The sequence below is a fragment of the Nocardia sp. genome (assembly GCF_025465275.1).
Taxonomy (GTDB): Bacteria; Actinomycetota; Actinomycetes; order Mycobacteriales; family Mycobacteriaceae; genus Nocardia.
Genome location: NZ_JAODNK010000154.1, coordinates 1 through 16,181 on the forward strand (window position 1 = coordinate 1; position 16,181 = coordinate 16,181).

Genomic DNA, 16,181 nt, shown 5'->3' on the forward strand with positions numbered 1-16,181 from the left:
GTGACCGTGCACCGCTCGCTGCCGCAGCGCGACCTGCCGACCGTCGGCGCCTGGTGCTTTCTCGACGAATTCGGTTCCGGCTCTGCCGCGAAACCCGAAGGCAACGATATCGATCCGCATCCGCACATCGGATTGCAAACGGTCACTTGGCCTTTGAACGGGCGCATCCGGCATCGCGACAGCATCGGCTCGGATGTGGAGATCGAGCCCGGGCAGCTGAACATCATGACCTCCGGCCGCGGCATCGACCACTCGGAATACCGGGTGGCAGGGCACGAATCGGGCGCGGGACTACAGCTGTGGATCGCCCTTCCCGGCGAAACTGCCTCTATCGCACCACATTTCGAGCAGCACCGAGAGCTCCCGAAGATCGCGCTGAGCGAAGACGGCCATGCCGGAGTACTGGGCACCGTCCTGATCGGCACACTCGGCGACGTCACCTCGCCGGCCACCGCGTACACCCCGATCGTCGGCGCGGAGCTGCAGGTCCAGCCGCACGCCGATGTCCGGTTGCCGCTGCGGCCCGAGTTCGAATACGCGGTATTGGTGATCGAAGGCGAACTCACCGTCGACACCACGGTCGTCGCGCCGGGCGGCCTCCTCTACCTGGGCAGCGACCGCACCGAACTGCGCCTGCACCACACCGAGGGCGCCCGCCTGCTCCTGCTCGGCGGTGAACCCTTCACCGAAGACCTGGTCATGTGGTGGAACTTCGTGGCGCGCAGCCACGAAGAGATCGAAGCGGCCCGAAACGATTGGGAGAGCCACAATCTCGCCCGCTTCCCGGATATCGCCGGCCACACCCCCGACGAACGTATCCCCGCCCCACCCCTCCCGCCCCTGCACCTGAAACCCCGCAAGCGCCGCTACTGACCAGCGCCCGCTGAACAGGATTCGGCCCCGGACATCCGTCCGGGGCCGAATTCATCTCAGCCACAGCATCTTCCGAACGCGACCCGATCGCACATTTCGCCGTCATCCCGGCATGCTTTCGGCCGGGATCCACAACCGCAGCGGCGCAGCGAGTCTCGCCACATTCGGCCGATGAAGCATGGTTCCAGCGAAAGAGCTTGGCGCGCAGCTACTCAGGGGTGAGCAGTGAGGTTCTGGGTGCCGATGACGCGGAGGAGGTCGAGTTTCTCCTGGGTGTCGGTGCCGGATTTGGGGTAATAGACGAGGAGTTGCCGGGTGGCGCTGGGAGTGAGGAGGGGTTCGCAGATCAGTTCCAGGAGACCGACTTCCGGATGAATCATGTGTTTGTCGTGACCGGGGTGGGTGCGAACCTCGTGCTCGTGCCAGAGCTCTTCGAATTCGGGGCTGGCACCGCGCAGGCGGGCCACCAGGTCGGTGACATCGGTGTCCCCGGAGCGGCTGGCAGCGGTAGCGCGCAGACCGGCCACGTGATGGCGGCCCAGGGCGTCCTGGTCCTCCGCCGGGAAGCGGTCGCGTGTGGACGGTTGGGTGAACCACAACCAGGGGATGCAGCGGTCCAGGCCGCGGCGCTGCGAGAAATCGCCGCTGACCAGTATGTGCATGCGGTTCTGGACCAGCACCTCGCCCAGATCGGAGATGACGCAGGCGGGGGTGTCGTCGAGTTTGGCCAGTACGTGCAGGATGCCGGGACCCACGTGGGTGTCGCCGCCGCGCGCGGGCGGCTGCTGTCCGGCCAGGTGGTAGAGGTGGTCGCGCTCATTGTCGGTGAAGCGCAGGGCGCGGGCCAGGGAGCCGAGGACCTGGGTGGACGGGCGCGGGCCACGGGCCTGTTCCAGGCGGGTGTAGTAGTCGGTGGACATACCCGCGAGCATCGCGACTTCATCGCGGCGCAGGCCGGGAGTCCGACGGCGCAGGCCCTCGGGCAGGCCGACGGCAGCCGGTTGCAGGTTCTCCCGGCGGCGGCGCAGGAAATCGGCAAGTTCGTCGCGGTTCACTCCACCACTGTCCCGCACCCCCGGAGTGCGATCCAGGGACTGGCTATCCCCCGATAAGCGATCTCTGCCGGATCCCCGGTCCAGGGCGCATCGTTTATCCCATGACGAAGAACCTCGACACAGTCCAGCTCGGCAAGACCGGGCCCAGCGTTTCTCGCATCGGCCTCGGCGCCATGGGCATGTCCGGCATGTACGGCAGCAGCGATGACGCCGTCTCCATCGCCACCGTGCACGCGGCCCTCGACTCCGGCGCGAACCTCATCGATACCGGCGACTTCTACGGCATGGGCCACAACGAAATGCTGCTCGGCCGGGCCCTCTCCGACCGCAAGCGGGAGGACTACCTGCTCAGCGTGAAATTCGGTGCGCTGCGCGGACCCGACGGCAACTTCGGCGGCGTGGACACCCGTCCCGCGGCGCTGCGCAATTTCCTCGCCTACTCGCTGCAGCGGCTCGGCGTCGACTACATCGACATCTACCGGCCCGCGCGGCTCGACCCGAATGTGCCGATCGAGGAGACCATCGGTGCACTGGCCGAGATGGTGCAGGCCGGATACGTACGGCACATCGGCCTGTCCGAGGTAGGCGCGGAGACGCTGCGCCGGGCCGCCGCCGTACACCCGATCGCCGATCTGCAGATCGAGTACTCACTGCTCTCGCGCGGCATCGAAGCCGAAATCCTGCCCACCGCACGGGAACTCGGGATCGGCATCACCGCCTACGGTGTGCTCTCCCGCGGCCTGCTGAGCGATTCCCTGCGTGGCGGAGCGCAATTCGCCCCCAGCGACTTCCGTGCCCACAGCCCGCGCTTCCAGGGTGAGAACCTCACCGCCAACCTGCGACTGGTGGACGCCCTCGCCGAGATCGCGGCCCGCCACGACGTGAGTGTGGCGCAACTGGCCATCGCCTGGGCCCTGTCCCGTGGCGAGGACATCGTCCCGATCATCGGCGCTCGCCGCCCCGGGCGCTGGACCGAAGCCCTTGCGGCAGTGGATATCCAGCTCTCGGCCGACGAGCTGACCGCCATCGAAGCGGCAGTCCCCGCCGATCAGGTCGCCGGCGGCCGCTACGCCGAAGCCCAGATGGCCATGCTCGACAGCGAGCGCTGACCACCCGTCATCCCGGCGCGCTTTTGGCCGGGATCCACTGAACCTGCCGAAGTACTGCAGGCGTGGATCCCGGCCAAAAGCATGCCGGGACGACGGGGCGTGCCGCCGATTACCGGCGTCGCCGGTGGGGCGAGATTACTTGCGGCGGGGGCGGATGACGGCGGTGAAGGCGGCGGCGGCTACGGCTGTGCCGGTGCTGTCGGTGATGCGGACCGGAACCTCGAGTTCGATTTCCTGGCGGGACTGGATGTTCGCGCGGGTTTGCTCGATCACCTCGGCGGTCAGTTCGGCGGTGGCCAGGAACGGGGCGGCCTCGCCCTTGGCGCGGGCGAGGTATTCGATGCGGCCGTCACGGGCCACGATGAAGGTCTCGCCGAGCAGATCCACGATGCCGGAGATGGAGGCGCCCATGGCGGCCGTCTCGGCCAGGCCGAAGAGCAGGGCCGCGTGTACGTCGCCATTGTGGTTGAGGTGCTGCGCCTGCGCGACCATGCGGACCACATTGCGGCCGGAGGCGTAGTCGACTCCTTCGATACCGGCGAACTGAATGAAGCCGAGCTTCTGAAAACCGGCCATCACCTGTTCGCCCATGGTGGCGCTGTCCATCGCATCTCCTGTAGACCGGTTCGAAATTGAAACGTGTTCTAATTTCATACCGGGTACGGAGAGGCTTGTCCACGTCCGCTTCCTGCCAGGGCCCGCTCAGTCCGAGTTCGGCGACTCCAGACCCAGGGTTTCGGCGGTACGGGCCATGGTGCGCCGGGCCAGCCGGGCATCCCCGGCCAGACTCGCGCCGAGCGTCGGAATCAGCTCCCGCAGTCGAGGCGCCCAGTACCGGCGATACCGCGGGAAGCTGCGCTCCAGCACTTCCAGCAGCATGGCCGGTGCGGTGGCCGCGCCGGGCGCGGCGCCCAGCACCGCGGCAATCGAACCATCCTGCGCGGTTATCACTTCCGTATCGAATTGCAGTACACCCCGGCCGTCGGCCGACCGCTGCACCAGCTGGGCGTACTGACCGGCGGTGACCATCGACCAGTCCCCCGCCGCCGCGGACGGCGCGAATTCGCGCAGCGCGGCCAGCTTCCGGCCGCGCGTGGCGGTCACCTGGGACAGCACCTGCCACATCAGGCCCGGATTGCCCTTCATCATCGAGGCGATCGGCGCCACATTGTGCGGGCGCAGCGCGGCGGGCGCATCCAGGATCGAACCGGTCCGCAGGAACTTCGGAACCGCTCCGGCATAGGGGCCGAAGAGCAGCGCCCGCTTGCCGTCGATCACCCGGGAATCCAAGTGCGGCACGGATATCGGCGGGGCACCGGGCGCGGCCCTGCCGTACACCTTGGCATCGTGCTGCTCGATCACCTCGGGATTGTCACAGCGCAGGAAGCGACTACTCACCGGGACCAGGCCGTAACCCTGCACCTCCGGAATACCGGCCTGCTGCAACAGTTTCAGCGCCCACCCGCCGGTACCCGCGAAAACGAAACGGGCATCGACCCGCCGGGTGAGGCGATCGTTGTCGGTGAACTGGTGGATGCGCAATTGCCAGGAGCCGTCATTGTTCTTACGCAGACCGCGCACCTCGCAGCGGCGGTGTATTTCGACACCGGCGGATTGCAGATGCTCGAACATCTGGCGGGTGAGCGCACCGAAATCGATATCGCTGCCGGTGTTGTCGCGGGTCGCGGCGAACGGTTCGTAGAGGCCGCGCCGCTCGGTCAGCAGCGGCGCCCAGCCCTCGATCACCTTCGATTCGGAACTGAATCGCAGGGAACCGAAAAGGTGGTGCGCGGACATGGTTTCCTGCCTGCGCCGCAGATAATCCACATCGCCGGCGCCGTGCACCAGCGTCATATGCGGTACCGGATTGATGAAAGTATCCGGCTTGCCCAGGATTTCGGCCTCGACCAGCGACGCCCACAACTGCCGGCTCTGCTGAAATTGCTCATTGAGGGTGACAGCCTTCGTGATATTCACCGAGCCGTCCGGATTTTCGCCCGTGTAATCGAGTTCACACAGCCCGGCATGCCCGGTTCCGGCATTGTTCCAGGCCGCGGAGGCTTCGGCGCCGAGTTCCGGCAGGCGTTCGTACACCGCAATCGACCAGGTCGGCTCCACCTGCTTGAGCAGAATTCCGAGCGTCGCGCTCATGATTCCACCGCCGACCAACACCACATCGTAAGGACGCAGGGCCGCTTGCGTATTCATCGTCATGCCTCGAAATCCCCATCGAACTCATACCGCCACGGGCACGCTAACACCGAACCGCCCCGATCATCGGCCACGCCCGGACCACCCCGCCTCCGGCCGCGACTATCCGGAACCGTTCCCGGGCCTGCTCCCCCAGCCCTGCGCCTTCACCCGCGAGCCCACCCGCCCGAACCGTCAAGGGGCCCGGACGGTGCCGAGCTACCGCTGGCGGGCGCGGTAGGCGGCCACGGCATTGCGATTGCCGCAGGCGGTGCTGCAGTAGCGGCGAGAACGGTTGCGGGACAGGTCGAGGACTATGCCCTCGCAGGTGTCGTCGGCGCAGATGGCGAGGCGGCTCAGCTCATCGGAGCGAATGAGGTCGATCATGGCCATGGCGGTTTCTACGGCAATGCGTACGGGCAGCGGGGCCTCCGCGGGGACCGCGTGGATGTGGTAGTCGAGATTGTCGTGACGGACCAGCTGCGGCACCGCACGGTGCTCGGCCAGGGTGTTGTTGACCAGTTGGACGGCGGTGCTTCTGTCGCTGGTCAGCAGGCGGCGTAACGGGGCGCGCTGCGCACGGACAGCCGCCAGTTCGGCTGCCTCGCCGGTGCGGCTGCCTGTGTACCCGTGCCGGACGAAGAACTCCCGGAGCTGGGCGATCTCGGTCATGGTGTCCGGATCCTCGGCCGAATTCACCAGATCGACGGCGGCGGCCAATGCGGCGACCGTGTCATCAGCAAAAAGCATGTTGACATATTACACACGCGCCCCCTAGCGTCATCAGTCATGGCGACGATGACTCATGACGCACCCGTGCGCAGCCGGCTCCGCACCGGGCTGATCTTCGCGGCGCTGTCCGCATCGTCCTTCGGGCTCTCCGGGGCGCTCGCCCGCGGACTCATCGATGCGGGCTGGAGTCCCGCCGCCGTGGTGATCGTGCGGGTACTGCTCGGCGCCGCCGTACTGCTGCCGTTCGCCCTGCGGCAGCTCCGCGGCGACTGGAATCTGCTGCGCCGCAATGCCTCCCTGCTTGCGGGTTACGGCCTGCTCGCGGTGGCCGGTGCGCAGCTCGCCTACTTCAATGCCGTCGCGCACATGGATGTCGGTGTGGCACTGCTCATCGAATACACCGCACCGATCGCCGTCATCGGCTGGCTGTGGCTGCGCCACCGGCAACAGCCCGGGCGCGCAACGGTTCTCGGTGCGCTCATCGGTATCGCCGGACTGCTGCTGGTCCTCGATCTGCGCTCCGGTGTCGCGACCAGCTGGGTCGGCATCCTGTGGGCGCTCGGCGCGATGGTCGGCGCGGCAGCGTACTTCATCCTCTCCGGCCGCACCGGGGACGGCATCCCCGGCACCGTCCTGGCCACCAGCGGACTGATCGTCGGCGGCCTCAGCATCCTGCTCGCCTGCCTCATCGGCATCTTCCCGCTGCGTGTCACCACGAATGCCGTTGCGTTCGAAGGCTTCACCACCCAGTGGTGGATCCCGCTACTCGCCCTCGGCGTGATCACGGCGGCCCTGGCCTACGTCACCGGAATCGCGGCGACCCGGGCGCTCGGCTCCCGGCTGGCCTCCTTCGCCGCACTCACCGAGGTACTCGCCGCAATCCTGTTCGCCTGGGCGCTGCTCGGTCAGACCCCACATGTCATCCAATTGCTCGGCGGCGTCCTGATTCTCACCGGTGTGGTGGTGGTCCGGCTCGGCGAACCGGCCGAGAGCGCCGCCCAGGCCCCGGCGACACCCGAAGGCATCTAGGACAGTTCCAGACCTAGTTGTGCCGGATCATCGACGCATGAGCGATACACCGGCACGGCTGCTGCAACTGCTGTCTCTACTGCAGACTCCGCGGGAATGGCCGGGCAGCGAGCTGGCCGAACGGCTCGGGGTCAGTGATCGGACTGTCCGGCGGGATATCGATCGGCTGCGGGAACTCGGCTATCCGGTGGAGGCGACGCTCGGCGTCACCGGTGGGTATCGGCTGACGGCGGGGGCCGCCATGCCGCCGCTGGTGCTCGACGACGAGGAGGCCATTGCCATCGCGGTGGGATTGCGGGCGGCCGCCGGGCAAGCCGTGGCGGGAATCGAAGAGGCTTCGGTACGCGCTCTCGCCAAGCTGGAACAGGTGCTGCCCGCCAAACTGCGCCGCCGGGTGCGCGTAATCGGTGCGGCCACCGCCACCTTCAGTCCGGCCGGACCCACCGCCGACCCCGAGGTGCTCGCCACGCTGGCCGCGACCATCACCAATCACGAACGGGTGCGGTTCGCCTACCGGGATGCGAAAGGCGCCGAATCGCGCCGCAATATCGAGCCCATCGGCCTCGCCACCAATCATCGGCGCTGGTACCTGGTCGGATTCGATCTGGATCGGCAGGCGTGGCGCAGCTTCCGGGTGGATCGCATCGAACGACCGCAACCCACCGGAGCGCGATTCACGCCCCGGGAACTGCCTGCCGCCGATGCCGCCGCCTACATTGCCGGCGACCGGACCGATTGGGGCACAAGGACCTACCGCGTCGATGTGATCATCCACGCACCCGCGTATCGGGTGGCGGGCCGCGTCGGCGACCAACCCGGCGAAATCACCGCTATCGACAGCAACTCCTGCCGCATGGCCGGCGAACGTGATGATGCCCCGGAATGGCTTGCCGGACAGCTCATCTCGCTCGGCTTCGAGCTGGAGGTGCGCGACTCACCGGAACTGACGGCGGAATTGCGCGCCGCCGGAAACCGCATCACCCGCGCCCTCATCGGAGGGTGAGCGGAGCGGCGCATATGCGCCGCGGGGGTTCCGCTCCCCCACCCGGCGGCGGTACGTTTCACGACCATGGGAATGACCAGGGCCATTGCGCCAGTGCTACTTTGCCTGACGGCGGCTGTCACCGTCAGCGGTACAGCTACCGCCGAGCCCGCACCGGCCCCGGCCGCGGCACCGCTCACCGTCCAGGGCGCCGATCACGGCATCGCCTATCAGGTGGCGCTCTCCGACGACCACCGCTCCACCATCGGCACCCTGCAGACCGGGCGCTTCCTCACCACCTGGGACGGCGAAGCCGTCATCGCCACCGATGACGCCGGACGCGTAATCGCCACCGTCCCACTGAAATACGATATCGCCGGCAAGACCCTCGCGCTCACCCCGGCGATCGACACCGACAACCGGCGGCTCACCCTCACCCCGGTCGCCGAATCCGCTGCTCCGCTGCGCGATATCGACGCCCAGCAGCGCTTCTTCGATGTTGTGCAGGCCAATATGCCCGCGGTCGCCACCGGCGCGGCCATCGGCGGCGCCATCGGCTTCCTGCTCGGCTTCCCCGCGGGACTGTTCGTCCTCGACTTCATCACCGCCCCGATCGGCCTCGTTGTCGGCGCCCTCATCGGCGGCGCCATCGGCCTGCAGCAATCGGGCGGCCAGCCCGCCATCGACGCCGCGCTCACCTACGCCGGCACCGTCGTCCCCGGTATCGCGCCGTTCGCCGATGCCGTTGCGCAGCAACCGAACTGACACCGCCCGCTATCGCACGAAGGTCGCGCCGACAACAGCCATGCTGTTGTCGGTGTAGTACCAATCGCCGTTCATCGGCCAATCGAGCTGGAATTGCAGGGTGTGCCCGCTCGCCGGCCCGGACGTAATCGTCCACAGCGTATTGGGCAGCCCCGTCGCGGTGCTGACACTGCCATCCGACCAGGTGAACGTCGCCGACGTGAGCGCGCCGAACCCGAGCCACGGCAGCTCAGCGGAGAAATGCCCCGACACGATGCCCGGCAGCAAAGAACTCGAACACCCCCACAGGTCCGCCGCCCGCCGCACACTCTGCCCCGCACTCCCGGTCCCGGGCAGCCGGTTCCCGGTCAGCACATTCCCTCGCACACACCCCCCGAGCTCATCAGCCTGAGCCGTCGTCACAGCAGCACCCCCGGCGACCGACAGCAGCGCTCCACCCAGCACCACCGCAACCACACTCCGAAAAGCTCCCACGCCAACCCCTCCTATAGAGGAATCACCAAGTCACTTCAGGCAATTCGATATCGATCGGAAACGGGCGATCAACCTTGACTCGGCCGCGATGCACACCGGTAGGCGCATAGCCCCCCTCCGGCAGCAATTCGAAGGTGTAGACGACCATGGCGTCGTCCTCGTTCTCCACCCGCCAGAAGCATTTGATCCCTGCCTCCGCGTACTGCAGGGGCCGCAGCTTGCGATCCTTCGTCTTCGTCCGGGGCGACACCACCTCCACCGCCAGATGGACGTCGTCAGGTTCGAACATCAGACTGTCCGACCGAACCACAGCCCGGGATATAGCGAGCACATCAGGCTCGGGGACGCTGGCCCCGAGATTGACACCCTTCTCGCTTCCGATCACGAAGCCTTGCGGAGCGATAGCCCGCAGCGAATGCTTGAGAAGGTCGACTACCTCGTCATGCCAGTGTGTGGCGGGAGCCATCATCACGACGTCACCGTCCAGCAACTCGAAGCGGCCATCGACCACTTCTATCAGGCGGGGCAGGTCCTCGGCGGTGAATCCACCGGACGGCGGCATCGGCAGCGCTACCAGCCGAGTCGGGATCGGCTCATCCGAGTGCTGTGCGGCGGTCATACGAGCAGGGTAACCCTCCGCGTGTTAGTTCTCTGTTAGTTGATTGCGAACGGAGCCAGTTCTGATCCGGACGAAAATGCAAGCGGCCCCCGCTCCAGAGCGGAGCGGGGGCCGAATGTTTTTGCCTCAGCTAGGGATTCAGCGGTAGTCGCTGAAGCCGTAGTCGTCCAGCGGGACTGCGGCACCGGTGGTGGTGCCGAAGCCGTCCGGGCTGTAGTAGGTGTCGTCGTAGGACGGCACCGCGTACGCGGCCTGGCGCGCCTCTTCGGTGGGCTGAACCGTGATGTTGCGGTAGCGGTTGATACCGGTACCGGCCGGGATCAGCTTGCCGATGATCACGTTCTCCTTCAAGCCGATCAGCTTGTCGGAGCGGCAGTTGATGGCCGCGTCGGTGAGCACTCGGGTGGTCTCCTGGAAGGAGGCCGCCGAGAGCCACGAATCCGTGGCCAGCGATGCCTTGGTGATACCCATCAGGACCGGGCGGCCGGAAGCCGGCTCGGAGCCTTCGGCGACCACGCGGCGGTTCGAGTTCTCGAACTCCGCGCGCTCGATCAGCGCACCGGGCAGGAACTCCGTCGCACCCGAATCGATGATGGTGACGCGGCGCAGCATCTGGCGAACGATGACCTCGATGTGCTTGTCGTGGATGGAAACACCCTGCGACCGGTACACCTCCTGGACCTCGTGCACCAGGTGGATCTGCACCTGACGGGGGCCCATCACGCGCAGCACCTCGTGCGGATCCGCGGAGCCTTCCAGCAGCTGCTGGCCGACCTCGACATGATCGCCATCGGCGAGCAGACGCTCGGAACCGTCCTCGTGCTTGAACACCCGCAGACGCTGACGCTTGGAGAGCTTGTCGTACAACACTTCTTCCGAACCATCGTCGGGAATGACGGTGATCTTGTAGAAGCGGTCGTCGTCCTCCATGCGCACCCGGCCGGAGACCTCCGCAATGGGGGCCTTGCCCTTCGGCACACGAGCCTCGAAGAGCTCCTGCACACGGGGCAAACCGCCGGTGATGTCCTCGCCCGCGACACCACCCTGGTGGAAGGTACGCATGGTGAGCTGGGTACCGGGCTCACCGATGGACTGCGCGGCGACAATACCGACAGCCTCACCGATATCGACCAGCTTGCCGGTCGCCATCGAGCGGCCGTAGCAGGTCGCACACACGCCGGTGCCGGTGGTGCAGGTCAGCACGGAGCGGACCTTCACCTCGGTGATACCGGCATCGAGCAGCGCGTCCAGCGCCGGGTCACCGAGATCGTGACCCTTCTCGATGACGACATTGCCCTTGGCGTCCAGCGCGTCGGTGGCCAGCGTACGAGCGTAGGTGCTGGTCTCCACGTGCGCGTCACGGATGAGCGTGCCGTCGGCCTGCTTCTCCGCGATCGCGACGATGATGCCGCGCTCGGTGCCACAGTCGGTCTCGCGAACGATGACGTCCTGCGACACGTCCACCAGACGACGGGTCAGGTAACCCGAGTCGGCGGTACGAAGCGCGGTGTCGGCCAGACCCTTTCTGGCACCGTGCGTATTGATGAAGTACTCCAGAACCGTCAGGCCCTCACGGAAGGAGGACTTGATCGGCTGCGGGATGAACTCACCCTTCGGGTTCGTCACCAGGCCCTTCATACCCGCGAGGGTACGAGTCTGGGTGAAGTTACCCGTTGCGCCCGACTCGACGATCGTGATGATCGGGTTGTCCGGCGGGTAGTGCGCCCGCATCGACTGACCGACTTCTTCGGTCGCTTCCTGCCAGATCTTGACCAGGGCATTGTTGCGCTCGGAGTGATCGAGCGCGCCACGCTGGTACTTCTTCTCGATCTGATCGGCCTGCGCGTCGTAGCGCGCCATGATCTCGGGCTTCTCCGGCGGAACCAGAACGTCCGACATGGCGACGGTGACGCCGGAACGCGTGGCCCAGTAGAAGCCCGAGTCCTTCAGCTTGTCGACCGTCTGCGCGACCACGATCATCGGGTAGCGCTCGGCGAGATCGTTGATGATCGTCGCCTGACGCTTCTTCGGCATCTGCTCGTTGATGAACGCGTAGTCCGCCGGGAGCAGCTCGTTGAAGATGACGCGACCCAGCGTGGTCTTCGCGAGCCACGCATCGCCACGCTGCCACCCGTTCGGGAACAGCTCGGCTTCGACGTCCTTCTCCGGACGCTGCTCGGTCAGGCGCACCTTGATCTGCGACCGCACGGTGAGCTCACCGCGGTCGACCGCCATCTGCGCCTCGGCCGGCGAGGAGTACACGCCGAACTCGGCGTGATCCTTCGATCCCGCGCGGTACTCGCCCTTCGCGCCCTCCTGCAGGCGGGTCAGGTAGTACAGACCGGTCACCATGTCCAGACGCGGCATGGCGAGCGGACGACCCGACGCCGGCGACAGAATGTTGTTCGAGGACAGCATCAGGATGCGGGCCTCGGCCTGCGCCTCCGCGGACAGCGGAAGGTGCACGGCCATCTGGTCACCGTCGAAGTCGGCGTTGAACGCCTCACACACGAGCGGGTGCAGCTGGATGGCCTTACCTTCGACCAGCAGCGGCTCGAAGGCCTGGATACCCAGGCGGTGCAGGGTGGGCGCGCGGTTCAGCAGCACCGGGTGCTCCGAGATGACCTCTTCGAGGACATCCCACACCTGAGCGCGCTGACGCTCGACCATCCGCTTGGCGGACTTGATGTTCTGCGCGTGGTTGAGATCCACTAGACGCTTCATGACGAACGGCTTGAACAGCTCGAGCGCCATCAGCTTCGGCAGACCACACTGGTGCAGCTTCAGCTGCGGACCGACCACGATGACCGAACGGCCCGAGTAGTCGACACGCTTGCCCAGCAGGTTCTGACGGAAACGACCCTGCTTGCCCTTGAGCAGATCGCTCAGGGACTTCAGCGGGCGGTTACCCGGACCGGTGACCGGACGGCCACGACGGCCGTTGTCGAACAGCGCGTCCACCGACTCCTGAAGCATGCGCTTCTCGTTGTTCACGATGATCTCGGGCGCACCCAGATCGATCAGTCGCTTCAAACGGTTGTTGCGGTTGATGACGCGGCGGTACAGGTCGTTCAGGTCGGAGGTCGCGAAGCGGCCACCGTCCAGCTGCACCATCGGGCGCAGCTCCGGCGGGATCACCGGGACAGCGTCCAGCACCATGCCCATGGGCGAGTTGCCGTTCATCTGGAACGCGGCGACAACCTTCAGACGCTTCAGCGCGCGAAGCTTCTTCTGGCCCTTGCCCGTACGGATCGTCTCGCGCAGGTTCTCGGCCTCGGCCGGGATGTCGAACTGCTCCATGAGCTTCTGGATCGCCTCGGCGCCCATGGCTCCGGTGAAGTACTCGCCGTAGCGGTCCTGCAGCTCGCGGTAGATGATCTCGTCGATGATCAGCTGCTTCACCGAAAGCTTGGTGAAGGTGGTCCAGATCTCGTCGAGCTTGTCCAGCTCACGCTGGGCGCGGTCGCGCAGCTGACGCATCTCACGCTCGCCGCCGTCCTTCACCTTGCGGCGGACGTCGGACTTGGCGCCCTCGGCCTCGAGCTCGGCAATGTCTGCCTCGAGCTTCTGGGCGCGGGCCTCGAGATCAGCATCACGCTGGTCGGCAAGGTTCTTCTTCTCGACCTCCATCTCGGCTTCGAGAGTGGAGAGTTCGTTGTGGCGCAGCTCGGTATCGACGCCGACGATCACGTAGGCGGCGAAGTAGATGATCTTTTCCAGATCCTTCGGCGCCAGGTCCAGCAGGTAGCCCAGACGGGACGGGACACCCTTGAAGTACCAGATGTGCGTGACCGGAGCGGCCAGCTCGATGTGGCCCATGCGCTCACGACGCACCTTGGCGCGAGTCACCTCGACACCACAGCGCTCGCAGATGATGCCCTTGAAGCGGACGCGCTTGTACTTACCGCAGTAGCACTCCCAGTCCCGGGTGGGACCGAAGATCTTCTCGCAGAACAAGCCGTCCTTCTCGGGCTTGAGCGTGCGGTAATTGATGGTCTCCGGCTTCTTCACCTCGCCGAACGACCACTGTCGGATGTCGTCAGCGGAGGCCAGGCCGATCCGGAGTTCATCGAAGAAGTTGACGTCTAGCACGTAACTTCCTTTCCCCTGTTCGGGTTCAGTATGAGCAAAAGTTTGCTAAATCCATCTCGTAGCGACTGCTCGCAGGTCGCTCGAAAGGGTCTGCCCGGGAACGCCTCTCGGCGCTCCCGGACCGATCGCTCTTACTGCGCCAGGTCGTCGACCGTCGCAGCCTCATTACGGGACAGGTTGATTCCCAGGTTCGCCGCAGCGCGCTCCAGGTCCTCATCATCGCCATCGCGCATCTCGATCGCGGCGCCGTCCGAGGACAGCACCTCGACGTTCAGGCACAGCGACTGGAGCTCCTTGAGCAGCACCTTGAACGACTCCGGAATACCGGGCTCCGGAATGTTCTCGCCCTTGACGATCGCCTCGTAAACCTTTACGCGGCCGACAACATCGTCAGACTTGATGGTGAGCAGTTCCTGCAGCGTGTAGGCAGCGCCGTACGCCTGCATGGCCCAGCACTCCATTTCACCGAAGCGCTGACCACCGAACTGGGCCTTACCACCGAGGGGCTGCTGCGTGATCATCGAGTACGGACCCGTCGAACGCGCGTGGATCTTGTCGTCCACCAGGTGGTGCAGCTTCAGGATGTACATGTAGCCGACCGAGACCGGGTACGGGAACGGCTCGCCGGAGCGACCGTCCAGCAGCACCGCCTTACCGTTGTCGTCGATCATCTTCTCGCCGTCGCGGTTCGGCAGCGTCGAGGCCAGCAGGCCCGTCAGCTCCTCCTCGCGCGCACCGTCGAATACCGGGGTGGCGATATTGGTGTCGCCGGGCTGGCCGAGCATCTCCTCGGGCAGGTTCTTGGCCCACTCGGGTGAACCATCGACCTTCCAGCCGGTCTTGGCGATGTAACCCAGATGGGTCTCCAGCACCTGACCGATGTTCATACGACGCGGCACACCGTGGGTGTTCAGGATGATGTCGACCGGAGTGCCGTCCGGCAGGAAGGGCATATCTTCCTGCGGCAGGATCTTGCCGATAACACCCTTGTTGCCGTGCCGGCCGGCGAGCTTGTCGCCGTCCTGGATCTTGCGCTTCTGCGCCACGTACACGCGGACCAGCTCGTTGACGCCCGGAGGCAGATCGTCGTCGTCGTCACGCGAGAACACGCGAACGCCGATGACCTTGCCGGACTCACCGTGCGGCACCTTCAGGGAGGTGTCGCGAACCTCGCGGGCCTTCTCACCGAAGATGGCGCGCAGCAGGCGCTCTTCGGGGGTCAGCTCGGTTTCGCCCTTCGGGGTGACCTTGCCGACCAGGATGTCGCCGTCGCGGACCTCGGCGCCGATGCGGACGATGCCGCGCTCGTCGAGATCTGCGAGGACCTCATCGGAGACGTTCGGGATATCCCGAGTGATCTCCTCAGCGCCCAGCTTGGTGTCGCGAGCATCGATTTCGTGCTCCTCGATGTGAATCGAGGTGAGCACGTCATCCTCCACGAGGCGCTGCGACAGAATGATCGCGTCCTCGTAGTTGTGGCCTTCCCACGGCATGATCGCCACGAGCAGGTTCTTGCCGAGCGCCATCTCACCGTTCTCGGTGCAGGGACCGTCGGCCAGCACGTGGCCGACCTCCACCCGCAGACCCTCGTCCACGATCGGACGCTGGTTGGCGCAGGTGCCCTGGTTGGAGCGCTCGAACTTGCGCATGCGGTACGAACGGCGGGTGCCGTCGTCGTGCATGACGGTGATGAAGTCGGCCGAAACCTCTTCCACCACACCGGCCTTCTGGTTCACGACCACATCGCCGGCGTCGACGGCGGCGCGCAGCTCCATACCGGTGCCGACCAGCGGCGCCTCGGAACGGACCAGCGGCACGGCCTGACGCTGCATATTCGCGCCCATCAGGGCACGGTTGGCATCGTCGTGCTCGAGGAACGGAATCATGGCGGTCGCGACCGAAACCATCTGGCGCGGTGAGACATCCATGTAGTCGACCGTGCTCGCGTCGACGTACTCCATCTCCTCGTTGCCGTGACGCGCGAGGACGCGCGCCTCGAGGAAGTTGCCGTCCGCGTCGACCGGCGAGTTCGCCTGGGCGCGGATGTGGCGGTCTTCTTCGTCGGCGGTGAGGTACTTGATGTCATCGGTGACGCGACCGTTCGCAACCTTGCGGTACGGGGTCTCGATGAAACCGAACGGGTTGACCCGCGCGTACACCGACAGCGAACCGATCAGGCCGATGTTCGGGCCTTCCGGGGTCTCGATCGGGCACATGCGGCCGTAGTGCGACTGGTGGACGTCACGAACTTCCAGACCGGC

At 66.0% G+C, this 16,181-nt stretch carries 13 protein-coding genes; 5 read left to right on the plus strand and 8 right to left on the minus strand.

Annotated elements, in window-relative coordinates:
* On the plus strand, positions 1 to 873 hold an 873-nt coding region (locus JWN03_RS33615; protein ID WP_297623446.1), incomplete at its 5' end, for a pirin family protein.
* A 212-nt stretch (positions 874 to 1,085) separates the two neighbouring features.
* Here JWN03_RS33615 and JWN03_RS33620 read toward each other — a convergent pair.
* A complete protein-coding gene (locus JWN03_RS33620) occupies positions 1,086 to 1,928 on the minus strand; it encodes a helix-turn-helix transcriptional regulator (RefSeq protein WP_297623450.1) in 843 nt (280 codons plus the stop codon).
* Positions 1,929 to 2,029: 101 nt separating this feature from the next.
* Between JWN03_RS33620 and JWN03_RS33625 the strand changes: the two genes are divergently transcribed.
* A complete protein-coding gene (locus JWN03_RS33625; protein ID WP_297623453.1) occupies positions 2,030 to 3,037 on the plus strand; it encodes an aldo/keto reductase in 1,008 nt (335 codons plus the stop codon).
* A 135-nt stretch (positions 3,038 to 3,172) separates the two neighbouring features.
* Here JWN03_RS33625 and JWN03_RS33630 read toward each other — a convergent pair whose 3' ends face one another.
* The 3 genes from JWN03_RS33630 to JWN03_RS33640 form a co-directional block, all read right to left on the minus strand.
* A complete protein-coding gene (locus JWN03_RS33630; RefSeq protein WP_297623456.1) occupies positions 3,173 to 3,643 on the minus strand; it encodes a PaaI family thioesterase in 471 nt (156 codons plus the stop codon).
* Positions 3,644 to 3,739: 96 nt separating this feature from the next.
* The gene (gene mqo, locus JWN03_RS33635; protein ID WP_297623459.1) at positions 3,740 to 5,251 is read right to left on the minus strand and encodes a malate dehydrogenase (quinone); all 1,512 of its coding nucleotides are present in this window, start codon (positions 5,249 to 5,251) and stop codon (positions 3,740 to 3,742) included.
* Positions 5,252 to 5,446: 195 nt separating this feature from the next.
* Positions 5,447 to 5,977, minus strand: a complete 531-nt coding sequence (locus JWN03_RS33640; protein WP_297623462.1) for a CGNR zinc finger domain-containing protein — start codon at positions 5,975 to 5,977, stop codon at positions 5,447 to 5,449.
* A gap of 39 nt (positions 5,978 to 6,016) precedes the next feature.
* On the opposite strand from JWN03_RS33640, the gene JWN03_RS33645 reads away from it, so the two are divergent.
* From JWN03_RS33645 to JWN03_RS33655, 3 genes are all read left to right on the plus strand, one after another.
* The gene (locus JWN03_RS33645) at positions 6,017 to 6,988 is read left to right on the plus strand and encodes an EamA family transporter (RefSeq protein WP_297623465.1); all 972 of its coding nucleotides are present in this window, start codon (positions 6,017 to 6,019) and stop codon (positions 6,986 to 6,988) included.
* Positions 6,989 to 7,025: 37 nt separating this feature from the next.
* Positions 7,026 to 7,991 carry a helix-turn-helix transcriptional regulator gene (locus JWN03_RS33650; RefSeq protein WP_297623467.1) on the plus strand — a complete coding sequence of 322 codons (966 nt, stop codon included), beginning with the start codon at positions 7,026 to 7,028 and terminating at the stop codon, positions 7,989 to 7,991.
* A 66-nt stretch (positions 7,992 to 8,057) separates the two neighbouring features.
* Positions 8,058 to 8,735 (plus strand): hypothetical protein, encoded by a 678-nt coding sequence (locus tag JWN03_RS33655; protein WP_297623470.1) that lies wholly within the window; start codon positions 8,058 to 8,060, stop codon positions 8,733 to 8,735.
* A gap of 9 nt (positions 8,736 to 8,744) precedes the next feature.
* On the opposite strand, the gene JWN03_RS33660 is transcribed toward JWN03_RS33655, so the two are convergent.
* The 4 genes from JWN03_RS33660 to rpoB all read right to left on the minus strand — a co-directional run.
* Complete coding sequence (locus tag JWN03_RS33660) at positions 8,745 to 9,209, minus strand: hypothetical protein (RefSeq protein ID WP_297623473.1); 465 nt, start codon at positions 9,207 to 9,209, stop codon at positions 8,745 to 8,747.
* Between the two features lie 22 nt (positions 9,210 to 9,231).
* Positions 9,232 to 9,828, minus strand: a complete 597-nt coding sequence (locus JWN03_RS33665) for a Uma2 family endonuclease (RefSeq protein ID WP_297623475.1) — start codon at positions 9,826 to 9,828, stop codon at positions 9,232 to 9,234.
* Positions 9,829 to 9,966: 138 nt separating this feature from the next.
* Positions 9,967 to 13,920 carry a DNA-directed RNA polymerase subunit beta' gene (locus JWN03_RS33670; protein WP_297623478.1) on the minus strand — a complete coding sequence of 1,318 codons (3,954 nt, stop codon included), beginning with the start codon at positions 13,918 to 13,920 and terminating at the stop codon, positions 9,967 to 9,969.
* A 131-nt stretch (positions 13,921 to 14,051) separates the two neighbouring features.
* The coding region (rpoB, locus tag JWN03_RS33675; protein ID WP_297623481.1) for a DNA-directed RNA polymerase subunit beta at positions 14,052 to 16,181 on the minus strand (2,130 nt) is incomplete at its 5' end.

Coding starts and splice junctions, on each gene's coding strand:
- mqo (WP_297623459.1), bottom strand. CDS start 5,251: ATGACGATGAATACGCAAGCGGCCCTGCGTCCTTACGATGTGGTGTTG.
- JWN03_RS33650 (WP_297623467.1), top strand. CDS start 7,026: ATGAGCGATACACCGGCACGGCTGCTGCAACTGCTGTCTCTACTGCAG.
- JWN03_RS33665 (WP_297623475.1), bottom strand. CDS start 9,828: ATGACCGCCGCACAGCACTCGGATGAGCCGATCCCGACTCGGCTGGTA.
- JWN03_RS33625 (WP_297623453.1), top strand. CDS start 2,030: ATGACGAAGAACCTCGACACAGTCCAGCTCGGCAAGACCGGGCCCAGC.
- JWN03_RS33630 (WP_297623456.1), bottom strand. CDS start 3,643: ATGGACAGCGCCACCATGGGCGAACAGGTGATGGCCGGTTTTCAGAAG.
- JWN03_RS33655 (WP_297623470.1), top strand. CDS start 8,058: ATGGGAATGACCAGGGCCATTGCGCCAGTGCTACTTTGCCTGACGGCG.
- JWN03_RS33640 (WP_297623462.1), bottom strand. CDS start 5,977: ATGCTTTTTGCTGATGACACGGTCGCCGCATTGGCCGCCGCCGTCGAT.
- JWN03_RS33645 (WP_297623465.1), top strand. CDS start 6,017: ATGGCGACGATGACTCATGACGCACCCGTGCGCAGCCGGCTCCGCACC.